This is a genomic window from Balneola sp. (genome assembly GCA_003712055.1).
In the GTDB taxonomy this organism is placed as follows: Bacteria; Bacteroidota; Rhodothermia; order Balneolales; family Balneolaceae; genus RHLJ01.
The window spans coordinates 799,818-816,921 of record RHLJ01000001.1 but is presented as its reverse complement, the minus strand read 5'-3'; the positions used below and the strand labels follow the sequence as shown (position 1 = coordinate 816,921).

Annotated in this window: 12 protein-coding genes and 1 pseudogene; 2 read left to right on the top strand and 11 right to left on the bottom strand. The window is 40.5% G+C overall.

The features are described from left to right. Positions 1–10 precede the first annotated feature (10 nt). The 11 genes from ED557_03635 to ED557_03585 form a co-directional block, all read right to left on the bottom strand. Complete coding sequence (locus ED557_03635; protein ID RNC85874.1) at positions 11–1,441, bottom strand: MFS transporter; 1,431 nt, start codon at positions 1,439–1,441, stop codon at positions 11–13. 251 nt (positions 1,442–1,692) lie between these two features. Next, positions 1,693–2,865: a hypothetical protein gene (locus ED557_03630; GenBank protein RNC85873.1), complete on the bottom strand. Its 1,173-nt coding sequence runs from the start codon at positions 2,863–2,865 to the stop codon at positions 1,693–1,695. 106 nt (positions 2,866–2,971) lie between these two features. After that, complete coding sequence (locus ED557_03625; GenBank protein ID RNC85872.1) at positions 2,972–3,394, bottom strand: hypothetical protein; 423 nt, start codon at positions 3,392–3,394, stop codon at positions 2,972–2,974. 13 nt (positions 3,395–3,407) lie between these two features. After that, the gene (locus ED557_03620; GenBank protein ID RNC85871.1) at positions 3,408–6,521 is read right to left on the bottom strand and encodes an efflux RND transporter permease subunit; all 3,114 of its coding nucleotides are present in this window, start codon (positions 6,519–6,521) and stop codon (positions 3,408–3,410) included. Beyond that, entirely contained in the window at positions 6,518–7,627 is a 1,110-nt protein-coding gene (locus ED557_03615; GenBank protein RNC85870.1) for an efflux RND transporter periplasmic adaptor subunit, read from the bottom strand. The genes ED557_03620 and ED557_03615 overlap by 4 nt, the downstream gene beginning before the upstream one ends. A gap of 17 nt (positions 7,628–7,644) precedes the next feature. After that, positions 7,645–10,035, bottom strand: coding sequence for a TolC family protein (locus ED557_03610; GenBank protein ID RNC85869.1), 2,391 nt, complete (start codon positions 10,033–10,035; stop codon positions 7,645–7,647). A gap of 293 nt (positions 10,036–10,328) precedes the next feature. Continuing rightward, on the bottom strand, positions 10,329–10,772 hold the full coding sequence (locus ED557_03605; protein ID RNC85868.1) for a hypothetical protein: 444 nt from the start codon (positions 10,770–10,772) through the stop codon (positions 10,329–10,331). Positions 10,773–10,876: 104 nt separating this feature from the next. After that, on the bottom strand, positions 10,877–11,350 hold the full coding sequence (locus ED557_03600; protein RNC86161.1) for a Crp/Fnr family transcriptional regulator: 474 nt from the start codon (positions 11,348–11,350) through the stop codon (positions 10,877–10,879). Positions 11,351–11,495: 145 nt separating this feature from the next. Next, a complete protein-coding gene (locus tag ED557_03595; protein RNC85867.1) occupies positions 11,496–12,398 on the bottom strand; it encodes a hypothetical protein in 903 nt (300 codons plus the stop codon). Between the two features lie 223 nt (positions 12,399–12,621). Further along, positions 12,622–14,328, bottom strand: a complete 1,707-nt coding sequence (locus tag ED557_03590; protein RNC86160.1) for a pyridoxal-phosphate dependent enzyme — start codon at positions 14,326–14,328, stop codon at positions 12,622–12,624. A gap of 175 nt (positions 14,329–14,503) precedes the next feature. Next, a complete protein-coding gene (locus tag ED557_03585; GenBank protein ID RNC85866.1) occupies positions 14,504–14,749 on the bottom strand; it encodes a hypothetical protein in 246 nt (81 codons plus the stop codon). Between the two features lie 44 nt (positions 14,750–14,793). Here ED557_03585 and ED557_03580 point away from each other — a divergent pair, with 44 nt between their 5' ends. Then, a complete protein-coding gene (locus ED557_03580) occupies positions 14,794–15,939 on the top strand; it encodes an anhydro-N-acetylmuramic acid kinase (protein ID RNC85865.1) in 1,146 nt (381 codons plus the stop codon). Between the two features lie 286 nt (positions 15,940–16,225). Next, positions 16,226–17,035: pseudogene (locus ED557_03575) on the top strand (hypothetical protein). Positions 17,036–17,104: the final 69 nt, after the last annotated feature.

Genomic DNA, 17,104 nt, shown 5'->3' with positions numbered 1-17,104 from the left:
TCAATACAGTTTAAGCTTGAGCCTGCCTTTTTTCTAATTCAACACGTATTTCATTGGCTTTCTCTTCATCAAGATCATATCCCGACATGATGAACATGGCTAATAAAGTTCCAAACATTGGAAGTCCGGAGAAAAAGAGCCTTAATCCAGTCATTGGAGCTCCGGAAGTAGCGCCAGAGGCAACATCAAAACCTACTAGAGTCATAATAGCTCCGGTTAATAAACCGGCGATCCCGAAACCAAATTTAACCATCCACCAGTAAATGGCGCCAAAAATACCTTCTCTTCGCTTACCCGATTTTAATTCATCCAGGTCACACACATCTGCAGTCATAGACATCATAATTGTGAAGAGGCTTCCAATCCCGAAAGAAAAGAAGGGGAGAGCGAATAAGAACATGTAGGGTTTGCCTGGGATAAAGAAGAACCAAAGCAAAACATATCCTACAAAAGAAATGGATTGACATACCATGAATGCAGGCTTCTTTCCAATTTTTTTGGAAATCCATGCGGTTGCAGGAATTACAATAAAGGTAGTACCTAAAGCTCCGATACTACCAAATAAGGTAGGCCAAACTCCTGCTGCTGCGGCATCTCCACTGAACAGATAATACACCACAATGAAGAAGGTAAAACTCGCCACCGTATTGAATGAATTGAAGATCAAAAAGGTGGCGAAACACATTTTTCGAAACTGCTTAATTTTGAAAGACTCTCCAAAACCGTATAAAATCTCTTTTAAGCTTCCTCCAATATTATTCATGGTCAATGGCTCAAAATCTTCCCGTCCCGTAGTTGGATCACTCTTAATGAAAAGGGCAGGGACCATAGCCAATCCTCCACATATAATTCCGACCCATAAGGCTAGCGTCCTTGTAGCTCCATCGGCATTTGTAAACCAGTCAGGATCGTACATAATTACCCAGAACCATGGTGCGATAACCCAGGCCCACTGTCCTATCCATTGAGCAATCGCCATGATGTTTGTTCTCTCATGGAAATCGTCGCTCATCTCATAACCCATGGCCACATAAGGGACACTAAAAATGGTAAAGGAAAGGTAGAACAGGAAAGAACAGATCAGGAAATAGGTAAAGTTATAGTCTACTCCATTTTCACGATAAAGCTGCCATAGTACGATATAGGTCAGCCCGGAAAGTATTGCTCCAACAAACACATATTGTCTTCTTCGGCCCCACCTGGAACGTGTATTGTCCGAAATAAATCCCATAATGGGATCGGTAAACGCATCCATCAAACGGGGTAAAAAGAAGAGTACTCCCCACATCCATCCCGGGAATCCCAGGTCCTGCACGAGTACCACCATAAAAATTGACATTGCCGCCGGAAACATTTGGTTTGCCAGCATACCTAATCCAAAAGCTACTTTCTGCCCAAACGGTACAGGCTTAGCAGTAGCAACAGCATTATTCTGATCCATGAATAGCCCTTTTCTGATTCAAATAGCACAATAAAAGGGAAAATTGGGTCAGGACAAAATGAGAAAAATTCTCATAACGAAGTCATCCTAAACCTGTCGGCAGGCAGGCGGAGCGAAGCAATTTCAGAATATTTCCCAAATTCCACGAGATTGCTTCGTCGATACAACCATATTCCCCGAATTAGTCTTGATACTCCTCGCAAAAGGAAACCTTTACGATCCCGACGAATGTCGGGAGAAGTAATCCCGGACTATTTACCTTCAAGCTTCTTTAAGAGCTCAGCATTCATTTTCTCAAGCTTCTCAATCCTTTCCTGCTGTTCTTTATTCAGTTTATTCTGCTCAATTACATAAAGAGTTAACTCTTCGATTTTCTTGAGCAAGGTGGCGTCCATTTCTCCTAGTTTGATCCCGTTTTCTTCTACTTCTGCTTCATTAGGTACATCTGGTAAATGCTTATTCGTTGAAATGAATGCTTCTAGTTCTTCCAAAGAGAGAAGGTTGTATTCAGGAAGGAATACAAAATCAGGCCAGCCTGTAGCCTCTACAATTACTTCTTTAGAGCGAATGGTACCATTCACTTCGAGTGCGTTGGTAGGATCAGTAGTCCCAATACCTACGAAACTCTCTATATTTCCTGTACTTCCGGTAGTTTTAATTATAAAGGCATCATCTTTATCAGTACTACTTCTTCTGGGTACTATTCGAAAGAGGTTATCGGGTTCAGTACCACTCCAATCTAAATTAAACCCTATTGTAGCTCCATGCGCACCTCCATCTTGTAACATTTCAATTCGGCTGTTATCTCCTTCAGCATTATTATCCGTATCTGATTCCAGTTTTAGAACAGCATCACCGGACGTGCCTGAGCTCATGTGTATTAGTTCGTCTGGAGATTCTGTCCCGATACCAATGTTTCCATATCTAAAAAGAAAATCTCCAAAATTAGATTCGAAAATTGAGTTTTCACCATCGTGGCCTAAATCCATACTTAACAACCCCCCAGATTCATGGATTCGTACCTGTGGGAAGGAAGATGATCCACCCCAAACATGAAGTTTAGTGGCAGGAGAAGTAGTTCCAATTCCCAAATTATCTAAAGCGATGAAGTTGCCATCCACGATCCAATGGGTATTGGTAAAATCATAAATTAAATCGTGGGACCAGTCCCAGGACAAGCCTCCTGTTGAATAAGGAACAAACCTGATTTGCTGGGCGCTTCCCCCGTATTGCCCAATTCGAAGGGCATTGAAGGTACTGTCAGGAATGTTATTGTTTTTCAAAGTAAACCCATTCATATTTGTATGAGTGATACTCGTTGAAGTTGTGTTTCCATTATTCACTACTTGTTGCAATGTTTGAGAGAGTAAAGAAGTAGTTGAAAGAATGAGTATTACTGAAAGGGAGAGAATGATTTTTTTCATGGCTTTGAGATTGATTGATCTTGACAAGGAACAATATGTAAGATCACTAATCCAATGTCCATTAAGCTATAGTTATTTTTAGGACTTGTAGACTTAATGAAGACTCTTATATAGCCTTTATATCCGGCTCTACCCATGCATGTCTGGCTTCAACCGAAAACAAAAGATTCGGGGAATAGTACGTAAGGGGATAATCGCTCCTTCCAAATTCAGAATCGATAAAATCATTACATAATTCTGAAAGCGCTAGGGATGAATTAGCATTGATAAATTTATGAGCAGTTAAGAGCCAGAACCTGGTAATGGATTCATGATAACCTTCCGTATCGGAATTAGGTGTCCCTACGGACTCATTATGCTTGGTAATATTCTCTCTCACTAAATCCAATGCCGTAGTAAAGTCATACTTCTTACTGTACCAGATGGCTACTACAAGATGAGCTTCATGTGTCCATTCGCTTTTTGGTAACCTTCTAGCTTCGAAGCGATGAATTAGTGATTCAATTTCAGATTCAGAATAATGATTCATTCATAGCTCAAGATCAAATAGACTTCAATTCAGGATTTAGTTCGTACTCTTTATAGTTAACCCGGTAGAGAATACTGAACAGAGAGGGAATAAATACGAGAGTAATTACTGTTCCAAATAACAAACCCACCATAATAGATACGGCCATACCTTCCCACATTTCACCTCCACTTAAGTAGAGCGGTATTAAGCCAAATACCGTGGTAAAGGTAGCCAGTACAATCGGACGAAATCGTTGTAAACACGCAGCTATTATAGAGTCATGTGTAGATCGTTTAAGTTCATTTTGCTCAATTTCGATCCGGTCGATTAGTACAATAGCATTATTGATAATAATACCCGCCAAAGAGATTACTCCAAGGAAGGGCATAAACCCAAAGGGCTCTCCAAAAACTAACAATCCGATTACTACTCCAATAACACCTAGAGGAATAGTAAGGGTGACCATTACCATTTTTCGGAATGAGTTGAACTGGATGATTAATAATAGCACGATAATGAACCCTGAAAGCGGAAGCCAGGCAATAACGGCACTCATATTATCGGCAGAATTCTGTGCATCCCCTCCTAATTCATATCGATATCCGTTTGGCCAATTTTGCATTTCTTCATCCAGCCAGGGAGTTATTTCAGAAACGATTGCAGCTGCATTCCCATCTTCTTTTAATTCACTTGTTATGTTTACTGCACGATTTAGGTTGAACCGTCGAATTTTAGAATACTGCCATTCAGGGATAATCTGAGCTACCTGGAGTAGAGGAACACTTTTGCCAGAGCTTTGGGAGTAGATATTTAATGTTTCCAGCGATTCTAAGGATTGCTCACTACCCACATCGCTTCGCATCAGGATTGGGATACTTTTATCATCTTCCCGATACTCTCCGGTTCTGAATCCTGTAAGTACGGTTTGTAGGGAAGTAGCAATATCCTGGTTAGTGATTCCCGCATTTTGTGCCCGGTTCTCATCAATCTGGATTACGAATTTTTTACTCTTAGGACCCCAGTCGTCTTTCACATTTTTAGTGCCATAAATAGATGAAAGCCTGATTTTTACAGATTCTGAGATGCTTGCAAGTTCATCAGGGTTTTCTCCAATAATTCTGATCTCGATAGGAACACCACCTCCTCCAGCGCCCAGAGGGCCAACTTTGATATCAGCGTTAGGGAAATTTTGAATGACAAATTCGTCAATAGTGCTAATTAGTGCGTTATTGTAGCTGGCTTCAGAGGTATTTACCAGGATATGAGCGTAGCTCGAATTGGCTTCGTCAGGTTGGTATCCCAGGTCATAAGATTCGGGGCCTTCTCCAATAAAGGAAGACCAGTTTATAATACCATCAGGTCTGGAATCATTGATCAACAATTCGCTGGTGAAATAATCTTCAAGCCCGCGTACAGTTTCTTGGGTGCTTTCAATGCGCGTTCCCTCACCCAGGTTGATATCAACGGTAATCATATTTCGATCACTATCCGGGAAGAAAAGGAAGGCAATTTGTGTAAACCCAAACATGGACACCATGAATAGCACAAAAATTCCTAAAATCACCAGGTACTTATTCTTCAAAGCATTAAGGATCCAAACACGGTAAATGCCTTTTGTCCAATTTATAAGTCTGTCGACTAAACCCGGGTTTTCAAGAGCATTGGGCTTCACTTTCAAGAAGTAGTAGCAGAGTAAAGTTACCACAGTAAGTGCCACCAGCCATGAAGAAAGTAAGGCGAGAGTGATTACCACAAAAATTGGTCCTACAATATCACCCATTGTTGATTCTGCAAGATAGAAAGCCATAAATGCAGCGGAGGTTGTAAGCGTAGATATGAGTAAGGGAGTAAAGAGTTCAGAGCAGGATTCAACTGCTGCTTTGAAGGTATCCTTGCCATGTTCTACTTTCACCATCACCGATTCGGCGACCACAATGGCATTATCCACCATCATCCCTAAAGCCATGATGAGTGCTGCTAAGGTTACCTGGTTCAATCCCATATTGATAATACCCATCCACATAAGAGTCATGATGGTAACGATAGGGATGAGGCTGGCTATGATGGTTCCGGTTCTGAATCCCAAAAAGATGAGCATTACCGCAAGTACGATAACAATCGATTGTATCAGGTTTCCAATAAAGTCAGAGATTTTAACATCGATGTAGGTATCAAGGGAAGAAAGGCGGACTAATTCTAGCCCTACAGGAAGTTTGGCATTCCATTCTTCCATAACCATATTGATGTCTTCTCCCAGCTTGATGACATTGGCTCCGTCTTTCAGATTAACATGAAGAGAGAGGGCATTTAACCCGTTTACACGCACCAATTGCTTTGGCGGATTGATATACCCTTTGGTGATATTGGTGATGTCTTCCAGATATACTAACTGTGTTTGATTTCCAACGGGAATCAGCGTCTGTCGGATGTCATCAATTTCGTTATAGTTTCCGGTAGGCTCGAGGATGATGCTTTCATCTCCCATATAAATTTCACCACCGGAACTCAGGATATTGGTTGAAGCAATTATACTTTGAAGTCGAGAGGAGGTGAGTTGATACTCCGCGAGTTGGGTATTATCGAATTCGATAAATACTCGTTCCTCTTGTTTCCCACCGATTTCTACTTTAGCAGCATCTTCGAGTTTGATCAGGTCGTCTCGAATGTCATCAGCAAATTCTTCCATTTCGGCATAGCTGAACCCATCACTGGTTAACCCAACTACGATTCCATACACATCCCCAATACCATCATCGTTGAGTTCCGGGACTACCCCTTCGGGGAGTCCCTCCATATTGTCCAATTTTCGACGTAAGCGATCCCATACCTCTTGTAAATCCTCAGGGTTTACTTCATCTCTCAAAGTTACACTTACTACTGAGAGTCCGGTTCTGGAAGTACTGGTAACTTCATCAAGCTCAGGTAATTCCTGAGCGATCTTTTCAATTTTAAAACTGACTAACTGTTCAACCCTTTCAGGGCTGGCACCCGGAAAGCTGCTAATAATATTCGCAACCCTGATTGTGTACGGAGGCATACTATCTCTTGGGAGGCTGTTGAATAAACTTAAGCCCATCAAAATGATGGTAATGAGAACAATAAAGGTTATTCGGTTTCGCTCAATTGCAAATTGAGTAATGTTCATAGAGACCCCTGACTTGAGAATAGCGTTACTTTTTGGCCGTCTAATAACGTTTGCAATCCTGCTGTGGCAATTTTCTGCCCAACGCTTAGGCCGTCAACAATTTCAAAACCTTCTGAAGTCAATGCTCCAATTTGAACATAGTTTTTATTGACGGTGCTACCTGTACCAGTTTGTTCGTTGATCAGGTAGACAAAACGACCATTTTGGTCTTCACCAACAGCATTAGCCGGAATAACGATAGACTCACTGCTGCCAATAGATTCTGCAAAGTTGAAGGTTACATTGGCAGCCATTCCTGATTTGATTTCGTCAGTCGGATCAATAACTCCGATTTCGATAGGGTAGGTCGAAGTATTAGCATCCAAAGCGGGGGAGATCTCATTTACCCGGCCTACAAATGTTTTATTTGGAAGGGCACTAAAACTTATTCCAACCTCCATTTGAGGAAACAGGCGATTGATCACACTTTCGGGTATTCCTAAGACAATGTTCATATCCAGGCCCGCATTTAATACTCCAACTACCTGTCCGGGCGAGACATTTTCTTCAAGCTCAACATTTACTGCAGCTATAGCACCATCTTCAGGAGCATACAGATATCCATAGTTGATTTGCTCAAGTTGAATATCCACGCTTCGCTGAGCCGATTCGTAACTAGCTTGGGCGGTACGAAATGAGTTTTTAGCATTTTCAAAATCACTTAGTGAAGCACTTCCTTTTTCGTAAAGTAATCGGATCCTTTCCAGGTTCAATTCTGAAGTATTCATTTGGGAAGCAGCACTATTTAGAGATGCCACTGATTGTTCATGAGATAATCGGGCTTGAACATTATCCAGCTGACTTAGCAAATCTCCTTTCTTAACCTGGTTTCCAAGTTTCATATTTAGTTCGGTAATTATACCGCTACTTCTGAAACTCAAGTTGATGATTTTATCCGTCTGGGCAGTTCCACTAAAAGTTCGGATTACTTCCCCACCACTTAAACCTACGGTATGATAAACTACAGGGCGTACGGTTTCAGGAGGAGTAGCTTCTTCACTACTACAACTTCCGATGATTAACAGGAAGGCAGTTGCTATAATTGAATTTCGAGTAAGTTTTATCATCTTTCGGTATTGAGGAGTTAGTTATTGCCAAGTAAGAACGCTTCCATTTTAGTTTTAAATTCTTCTCGCTCGGTGGCAGTTTTCTCGAAGAAAAAGTATCCAAGGCTTCGTTCCAGGCGAAGCACACTTAACATGAAATTGTATAGTGCGTTATTATTCGAAATTTGAGCATTTAACAAATTGCTCTGTGCATCAATTAGCTGAATAATACTCACTGCGCCATTGGAATAAGAAGTTTGTATCAGATCCAGGTTTTCTGCTGCAGATTCAAGCGAGATCTCTGAAAGCTGGAGGTTTGAAATCTGGTTTAATGCATCCAGTGCATTGTTCTCAACCTGACGTTCGATATTTCTTTCAGTTTGTTCAATCAACAGTTCAATTTGATTTCTGGTAATCTTCGCTGTTTGCAGATTGATGTTTTGCTTATTCTGCTGGAAAATAGGTAGGCTAAAAGATAAGCCAACAGTATAATGCCCATCTGGCGGGGCAATGAATCCCGTAGGATATGTAGAACCAGCTCCTGATCTGCTGAATGTATGGTTATACTGTCCTAGAAGTGATACATCAGGAATAAAACGTCCGGTATTGGCTAATCTAATACTAGCATCTGCAATTTCAAGCTGCTTATTAAGTGCCTGGAGTTCAGGTGATTCAAGAATGGCTTCTTGCACAAGAAAACGGATAAAGATATCCCGGAAGGAAATATCGTCCAGGAAATTACTCAGCTTTTCCAGATCCAGTTCCGTAAACACATCATCAGTGAGACTGATAGGAAGGACGTCGATTTCGCGGTCGAGTGGATAATTAAGAACACGATTAATTTCAGAGAAACTAAACTCCAACAGGCTTACTGTCTCAACCATAGTTTGAGCATCTTGTGCCATCTGGCTTTGAAATCGCAGAACATCAGATTTCCCTGTTAGTCCGGCTTCATAATTTTGCTGAGCTATTTGAAGGTTACGGCGGGTTACTTCCAGGTTTTGAACGGTAATTTCCAGGTTTGATCTGGCGATTAGCGCATTGAAATAGGCATTGGCAGCATCCAGAATTACATCCAGCTCATCATTTCTATTAGTGCTTACTTGCGCGTCTTTTAGCGCTCGCTGGATATAAATATTGGTGAGGATATCCTGAGAATAGACGATCTGGGAAAGCGTAAGATTACCAGTTGTACTGAATTCCGGATTCTGTCCGCTAGAGGCTCTTGCCAGTTCAGGGTCAACCATATTTGTGGTTACGCTCGATTCTAAATTGGGGAACATATCGCTTACTGCTGATCGTACATCCTGGTTAGATAGCTCCACATCTAGGTTACTAACTAGTAGTCCTAAATTTCGTTCTCTGGCTTCGCTTAACAGTTCAATAAGCGAATAATCCCTTTCAGAAAGCACATTTTTAAATTCGCCAACGATTTGGGTATCATAAATCAAGCTGTATTTGAGAGGCCCACCAATTAAAGAGGCTGTATTGAAATTAAGGATGAGCTGTTCAGTAGCGTCTAGGTAGGTGGGAAGTTCAGAGGGGTTTTTCCCATTCACTATGGCCTCAACATTTAAGGCTATTCTTCGGAAAAACTGATCCAGGTTATCATCTGTTTGATTGGAGGCCATTATTCCTAGTTCTACTTCCCGCGAACCAGAACTAGTGTAGGAAGGGATTCTTCTATCAATCATTTCCTGGGAAAGTCTGCTTATTTCATCTTCAGTAAGGAAAAAAGTATTAGCAAAGTAAACGGCATCAACTTCATCCAAGCTTTCAATAATTTCGTCTAAACTATTATAGTTGATAATGCGGTGTTCAACTCCAATTGAGTCCGTAATCGAGGCAATGGTTTCTTCCAAAGGAAGTACGTCCATTAGATAGTCTTCAAAAACAATGCCCACTTTTCTAAAATTGACAAGCTCACTAAAGATGGAAAGATCTTGCGTAATCGATTGAGAAGTAAGAATAAGCGATAAGTTATCGATACCACTTGTTTCCTCTGATAGGGATTCAGATTTAAACTCTCTCGTAATTGTCCCAAACAAGATGGTAGGTTTATTGTGAACTTCATTTTCTAGTATAACCACGTTATTGAGTACTCCAAAAGCCAGGATGATATCCACCTCAGGGTTCTCATTGATAGCTTTGAAGTTATCACGAGCTCCTTCTAAGCTTAAATTATTGATATATATTCCGGATTCAGGAAAATTTATGGTTGCATCCTGACCAACCACCGATCGGATCTCGTTTTGCATTTGAACGAGCAGGATTTCTGCGTTCTCGGGAAGCGTATCAAAAATAAACCCGATGTTATAACTTTGCTTGGTTTGTGCTTGTACACTTTGGAGTACTGCAAGAAGGCAAAATAGTAGGAGATAGCGAATGCTTTTTTGCCCGGTCAAACTTCTAATGAAGTGATTCATCATACCTGAGTTCTTAATTCTTCGATTTATTCTTGATGTATAATTGAGTGAAGTTGCAAAAGAAGTCGAGCAAATGCTGTTAAGGTTCTGGTATCAATCTCTATTTCCGGATCAAGTACTACGAGATCCAAAATGATTTATCCTCTACCTCTATGCCCTTTTCTCTGAATCCATTCGATTTGCATGAAGCTTTATTGCTAATACAAGAATAACAAGATATACCACAAGAGAATCAAGAGGGATTTGGTTAATGGTTATTGGTTAATTCTTTTTCCAATAACCATTAACTAAAAAGACTAATCGCTGTAAGCCGCTTCTTTTTTACCCTTAAAATAAGTGTAGAAACTAAGGATAATTGCTGATGAAGAGACAAGAGTCATAAGTGTACCTGGTATGAAATGAACAAAACCACCTAAGTCCATAAATATAAAATAGCCGAGATCGGCAAGACCTCCTGTTATTGCAGCCAAAAAGATTGCAGGCTTATTTCCTTTCCAGATGAAAAAAGCACAAATGAAGGTTACTAACCCGATCCATAGTAAATTAAAGCCATGTTGACCAATAACTGCTCCTGCAGCTTCCGGGTAAGCCATTTCTAAAGTAGAGGGGTCGACAGCATCAGCTATTCCAGCTACAGCTCCGCCTATATCTCCGGTTATAATAAAGTACATAGTCATTATTCCGGCGAACATGTGTACAAGTCCCCAGATAATCCATAGAACAGAAGATGCTTTTAGCATGATGGTAGGTTTAAATTGATCTGTAGCAGTTTTGTAATTTTATCGTTTGATAATATCATCAAACAGTCTGGAGATCGCATTAACCTAGATTAAGAAAGTCCTGACTAACTGGATTTCTTTGATCGCTTATTTTTCACTTTACTAAGTGCTTCAGGGGTAATGCCAAGATAGGAAGCAATCATTCGTTGGGGTACACGCTGAACTATTTCAGGGTAGGTTTTCACAAAATGCTCATAGCGCTCTATCGCCGAAGAAGACATCAACATAATCACTCTTTCTTGTAGCACAGAAAGACGTTTAACAAGAGGCCCTACATTTTTCTCTTCTCTTTGTAAGACTTTTTCATAAATACTTACAATCGAATCCTCCAGGCAGTCGATATATAGCACAGTAGGAACTTCAGGCCCATTGGTATCGGCAATTGTCCATCCTTCAGGGGCAAACATGAAAATATGCTCTTTCCCTTTCTCATCAATGGAATAACTTCGGAGTAACCCTTCGTGAACGTGGTAAATTTTTGAGTTCAGCACTCCCAAAGTTTGAAGTACTTCGCCCTTGCTAACCTGTATGGTTTTCATAGGATATGAAAAAGGATTCAAAAGTCGGTAGGAAGCTAACGAAGTAACTCTTTATTCCCTAAGAATACCCTTGTTGTGTTAAATCAAAATGTAGAACTGACAAATAAGTACAGCGTAGAAACTCATTTGTCAGCATCTATTTTATTTAGCAAGTCCCTCCTGTAACAGCACAATACCAAATGTTATAAGCAGCTTCACCAAAATATGGTGAGTATTCATCTGTATCCGGATTATCATAATCGTAAGATTGTAGACCATTTACATATCCCCAATCTGAATTTACTATCCATGGGCCTCCGCTTGATCCACCACCCATATCATTGTTATTCATTCCTATAGTTCCGGGATCGATTGGAGAAATGTATGAGCCAACGGATTGATACATAGTATTTCCGCCATAAGGTGGGTTTGGATCTGCGGGATATCCTACAGCTGTCCAGGGGCCGGTATTAGCTTGTTGATTAAAAAGTATTCCGAGGTTTCCTCTGTTAGTAAACATATCGCCACTTACTATACCAGCACCGATATCATATTGGTAGCCTTCATTTCTAATCCATCCATAGCATGTAACAAGGTTAACCGCAGTGAATTTCTGACCTTGAGAAGAGCTAGACCATCCTAGAGATAACACGGTATTTTCAGACCATTTACCAGAAGCCTGATCATAAACGCAATGTCCGGCAGTCATAAAAACACTTTTGCTACCGGAAACGGAGAATGCAGTTCCTACATAGTCGGTACCGTTTTGAGTGAAAAGTAGCTTTCCTATGCAGGCATATGGCCAGCTTCCAGGATTTGGTACTACAGTTCCGGTCTGGTCTAAATTTTGGGGTATCCCGGGATGTACAACTTTTGGTTCGCCAAGAGGCTGATTATCTCCTGTTAACTCTTCCAGCTTGAAATCTTTTGGTATAGTTTGCTTAGGAGGTTTTAAAGGTATCGCATTTTTGATTCTTTCTTCTGTCCAGTATGCGAGAGTATCTTCTGAGGACTTGCTTTCCAGGCTTTGCCCAACGGCTTTGTGGGGAAGTTTTTGTTCATCGTTCATAGTTTTTTGAGTTGATTAAAGTTTAATGGCAACTCTACTATAAACTTTATGATTTTATTTTTAAATACATATAAATATGGATTTACACATACCAATTTTGGGTGTGAAGAACCCTATACTTAGGTAGCTTTATCGCGAAAAGTAGTGAGTACTTTGCTACTGATTAATACGAAAAGCGCAAAAGTATGAGAAGAATTAATAAGCGAGTGAAATCACTTATTTTTTAAGACACCAACGCCTTATTCGCTACAGCGAGTCCTTTCACAAAAGCCTGGATTAAAGCCTGGATGGTATCGGGTGAGGCAGCTTTAGTAGTGAAGGTGAAATCGTCTTTCTCCATGGTAAGAGAAACGATAACCAGGGAATCAGTATCCGGGCTTAGGATTTCTACCTGGTGGTTTTTTACCTCAACGGGAATAAATGCATCGGTTTCTGCTTTGATAGCAGTAAGAACCGCATCCATTGGTCCTACGCCCTGATCTAAAGAGATGATTTCTTCATCATTAGGGAGTTTGAGTTTTACAGCAGCGCTAACCAGACCCTGCATCCTCATAGTAAGTTTGTAATCAAGTACCTCGATAGGATACTCCAGGTTGGGATCTTCATGATACACTAATGACTTAAGCGCTTTGATCTCTTCCTCTTTAAGTGTCTTTCCTTTTTTATTGATGCCACTCACATATTCATCATACAACCGGGTGTGCTCTTCACTCATGTTCACATTCCCCATAATCATATCGCGAGATTGGCCCCAGCTATTACGCTGCAGTTCAGGGAAACCAGATTCGATATACTGTTGAACCCGCTCAAGTTTTGGAGAAAGCACTGGAGAGGAGAGGGAGTACTTGGAAACAATTTGCGAACTCTTAAGACCAGTTCCTGTGAGTACAAAAAGGCACTTTTTTCCTTTAAACTGATCCAGGTTATTCTTGAAGCAGGCTAAAGGAATGGCACAGGCTGGTTCAGTGAAAAGGCCTTCCTCGATAGTCATCTCTTTCATTGAGTCCAGGAGCTCGTTTTCAGTAGCTGTATAAGCAAGTCCGTTGGTTTCATCAATACCTTCCATCACTTTATAAAAATCGAAGGGATCGGCTACAGCCACAGCATCGGCCATGGTATTAACCTGGTCATGTATAATCTTTTCTTTTTTGAAGATGCCTTCAACCACTGGAGAACTTTGTTCAGGTTGTACTGCAACGAAGGAAGGGATATGATCAATTTCTCCTGCTGCTTTTAACTCTTTGAGGCCTTTAAAAATGGCAGCAAAATTTGTCCCTGCGCCTACTGGTACGAAGATATAATCATAGTCGATAGGACCTTGTTCAAAAAGCTCATAAGAAAAAGATTTCTGTCCTTCCTGCCGGAATACATAATCACCTGCTAAGTAGTAGTTGCCTGATTTGGCAAACTCCCGGCAAAGAAGCTCGCACTGCTTAAAATCCCCTTTAATCTTAATGATAGTTGCATCATAAATGGTAGACTGGGCCAGTTTTACTTCTGGAGTTCGTTCCGGTACAAATACAAAACAAGGGATTTTGAAATAGCAGGCATACGCTGCTACTGATGCAGCCATATTTCCAGTTGAGGCAAGACAAATGGCATCCGCTCCCAATTCAATAGCTTTCAGCACCTCCACATAACTTCCCCTGTCTTTGAAACAACCTGTAGGGTTTTCAAACTCCAGTTTTGCGTGTAGATCAGCTCCGTATTTCTTAGATAGCCTGTTCAATGACCTAAGAGCTGTGTAATGCGTTTTAAGTGGATCGGGTATAATGTTTTCTAGTGGGTATTGAATTTCTTTTCGGATTTCGTTGTAATCAACGGTGAGTACGCTTCCACAATTTGTGCAGTAGGTGCTGGTCTCTCGTTCATCATTTACATGATTGCAAGTGATACAGTGAAGGGTATAACCCGAATTAGAGCTTTTCATTAACAAATCTGAATTATTTTGCTCAAAAATACGAAGCTCAGAGGTATAAAAAAGCGCTTTTTTAGATATTTCGTCATTCTGATTGAAAGCGAAGAATATAACCGGATAATAAGTCAATAAGATCCTTCGCAAGTATGCTCAGGATGACTAAAAAGGAAAGAAAGTAATGAGAGAATTAAAATGGAAGGAACACTATCTCCTCGAAATCCATATCCAGTTCTCCCAAAATAGGCCCGGCTATCTCCACAATTTCCTCCTGAGTATAATCCTCCAAGCCTTCCAGTTTGATGTAGAGTGCATCATTGTGTTCATCCACATGGTATTCGGCTTCACTTGACTCAAAACTCTCTTTCAGAGTGTTAATTAAAAGTTCTAGGTCTTCTTCGTAGGATTGGTAATCAACTTCTTCTGGAGTGCTCATAGGAATGGGATTGATTGGTTGCTAAAATAGCCCGAGTTTGAACTATGAACAAGCCATTGGCAAAACTTTCAGAAGTAGCTCAGAAATCTTCTCGAACTATCATCGGATTGATGTCCGGTACTTCTCTGGATGGATTAGATATTGCACTTTGTGAGTGTGATTCGGAGTTGGTGAAAGTGAAGCAGTTCAAGACGGTAGACTATGATTCCAGGCTCAGATCCAGGATTGCAGCGATACAATCAAAGTCACGGGTAGATTTACAGGAGGTAACCGCACTTAACACCGAGTTGGCTCATTTATATGCCGAATGGGTGTTGGAAGCGTTAAATGAATGGGGAGTGAAGCGGGAAGAGGTTGACCTGATTGGGAGTCATGGCCAGACGATTTACCATCATCCTGCCGAGCATCAAACCAGTACATTACAAATTGTGGATGGAGATCACATTGCCCACAAAACTGGGATTATCACTATTTCTGATTTCCGGCAAAAACATACAGCTGCAGGTGGGCAAGGAGCGCCACTTGTCGCCTTAATGGATGAACGGTTGTTTCGCCATCAGGCCAAACACAGAATGCTGTTGAATATTGGTGGGATCGCCAACTTCACCTGGCTTCCATCTAAAGAAAGTGGAGAAGAGATGCTGACCTCAGATACTGGTCCCGGAAATACGCTCATCAATGAAGTGATGAAAAAGTATTTCAACCAGCCTTTTGATAAAGGAGGAAAGACTGCAGCTTCAGGAGAGGTACACTCTGAGCTTTTGAAGTATCTCTTGCTAGAACCATATTTCCGAAAAGCTTTTCCCAAAACTACTGGGCAGGAAGATTTCAATCTGGACATTGTAGAGCAGCTTATGCAAAGTTATGACATTGAATTGAGCCCAGAAGATTTAGTGGCTACGCTAACTGGGCTTACCATAAAAAGTATTCTTCGAGCTTTTGATGCTATTGCTGAAGAGAAGGTCTTTGAGTTATATGTGAGTGGAGGTGGAGTGCATAATTCGGTGATTATGGAAGGAGTAGGGAACGCTGAGCAGTTGAACATTGAACTCCGAAATTTTGAAGTGTTGGGAATGAATCCGGATGCTAAAGAGGCAGCACTGATGGCTTTTTTAGCGAATGCGTTGGTTACTGGTGAACAGTTTTTGGTGAATGGAGAAAAGACGAGCTTGGGGAAAGTGAGCTTATGATCATAACGTCATCCCGGACTTGATCCGGGATCTTTGGTGGAGAAAAGGAGCTAACTTTTCAAATACCGGGTCAAGCCCGGGATGATCCTTCTAAAGGGACGCTCAGGATGAAAAAGTGAAAACAGGCGAGTTTTCGAAAAAGTCGATTAATAAATATTTTTTAAAGCCAAATAGAATTAGAACTAATTGGAAAACTCAGAGTTAACATCTACTGAATTACACTTATATCTTTATATTATTTATTTATCTATATACAAGTTGATATAATTATATATTGATAAGGACTATGAAAAAAATATTTCCACTTCTCCTTTTTCTTTTAGCAAGTTGCTCACAGGGCGGATCCATTAATATTCCAGATACAATTTCTGATTCAAATAATGCTCCTTCTTACGGATATACACCTATTGATCCGCTTCCAGTTGAGTTATATGCTCTAGACTCTTTAGGAGGATTTTCACCTACGCTTTATTCTCTTGATTTAATTACTAACGAGTTAAAGTTAAATTCTCTGCCCGATGAGACAATTCGAATTGCTAGTGGAGAGATAACAGGAAATGGGTCAGTTACATTTGGTCCCGCAACACTTGGTGTTTCAGGAGGGAAGTATATTATTGTTCTCGACTATGTAAAGTTCAATACCAACTCACTTACCGTAAAAAAAAATAGCGACAGTAGTTATGAACTTGTTAGTAGGAATGAAAAATTAGATAACGAGACAGAAATAAATGTAGTTCCAGTATATATAGGAGTAGGACTTAGATTAACAGCAACTGTGAGTATTTTCGAAGGAAGTGTGGATTTAGGTAATCTTTTTGCAGTAGCAGCTGCTGCTGAAGCAAAAAAAGCGTCAGGAACCCTAGTAGTTCAAACATTGGGTATTAGTGGTCCCTCTGTTTCAAGTTTAATCCCAGTTCCAGGTAAGATTGACGATACAACTATACAAAACGCAATTGTATCATTAGGAGCTATTAAAGCTAAATTATATGAAGATGATACTATTCTTACTCCAAGAGTAGTTGGAGTTTATAATACTTTAGGAGGCGGAAGTAGCACAATTAATGGTTTTATTTCCTCCCTACTCAACGAGAAAATACCTCATGACATACCAAGTGTAATTATACCTCCAGTGAGCTTTGATTCTTTTTGTATAGATTCTAACCTA

What these genes read in the sequence shown, in the direction of transcription:
- ED557_03615 (RNC85870.1), bottom strand. Translation starts at nt 7,627, where the DNA reads ATGATAAAACTTACTCGAAATTCAATTATAGCAACTGCCTTCCTGTTA.
- ED557_03630 (RNC85873.1), bottom strand. Translation starts at nt 2,865, where the DNA reads ATGAAAAAAATCATTCTCTCCCTTTCAGTAATACTCATTCTTTCAACT.
- ED557_03610 (RNC85869.1), bottom strand. Translation starts at nt 10,035, where the DNA reads ATGATGAATCACTTCATTAGAAGTTTGACCGGGCAAAAAAGCATTCGC.
- ED557_03605 (RNC85868.1), bottom strand. Translation starts at nt 10,772, where the DNA reads ATGCTAAAAGCATCTTCTGTTCTATGGATTATCTGGGGACTTGTACAC.
- ED557_03580 (RNC85865.1), top strand. Translation starts at nt 14,794, where the DNA reads ATGAACAAGCCATTGGCAAAACTTTCAGAAGTAGCTCAGAAATCTTCT.
- ED557_03600 (RNC86161.1), bottom strand. Translation starts at nt 11,350, where the DNA reads ATGAAAACCATACAGGTTAGCAAGGGCGAAGTACTTCAAACTTTGGGA.
- ED557_03625 (RNC85872.1), bottom strand. Translation starts at nt 3,394, where the DNA reads ATGAATCATTATTCTGAATCTGAAATTGAATCACTAATTCATCGCTTC.
- ED557_03620 (RNC85871.1), bottom strand. Translation starts at nt 6,521, where the DNA reads ATGAACATTACTCAATTTGCAATTGAGCGAAACCGAATAACCTTTATT.
- ED557_03590 (RNC86160.1), bottom strand. Translation starts at nt 14,328, where the DNA reads ATGAAAAGCTCTAATTCGGGTTATACCCTTCACTGTATCACTTGCAAT.
- ED557_03585 (RNC85866.1), bottom strand. Translation starts at nt 14,749, where the DNA reads ATGAGCACTCCAGAAGAAGTTGATTACCAATCCTACGAAGAAGACCTA.
- ED557_03595 (RNC85867.1), bottom strand. Translation starts at nt 12,398, where the DNA reads ATGAACGATGAACAAAAACTTCCCCACAAAGCCGTTGGGCAAAGCCTG.
- ED557_03635 (RNC85874.1), bottom strand. Translation starts at nt 1,441, where the DNA reads ATGGATCAGAATAATGCTGTTGCTACTGCTAAGCCTGTACCGTTTGGG.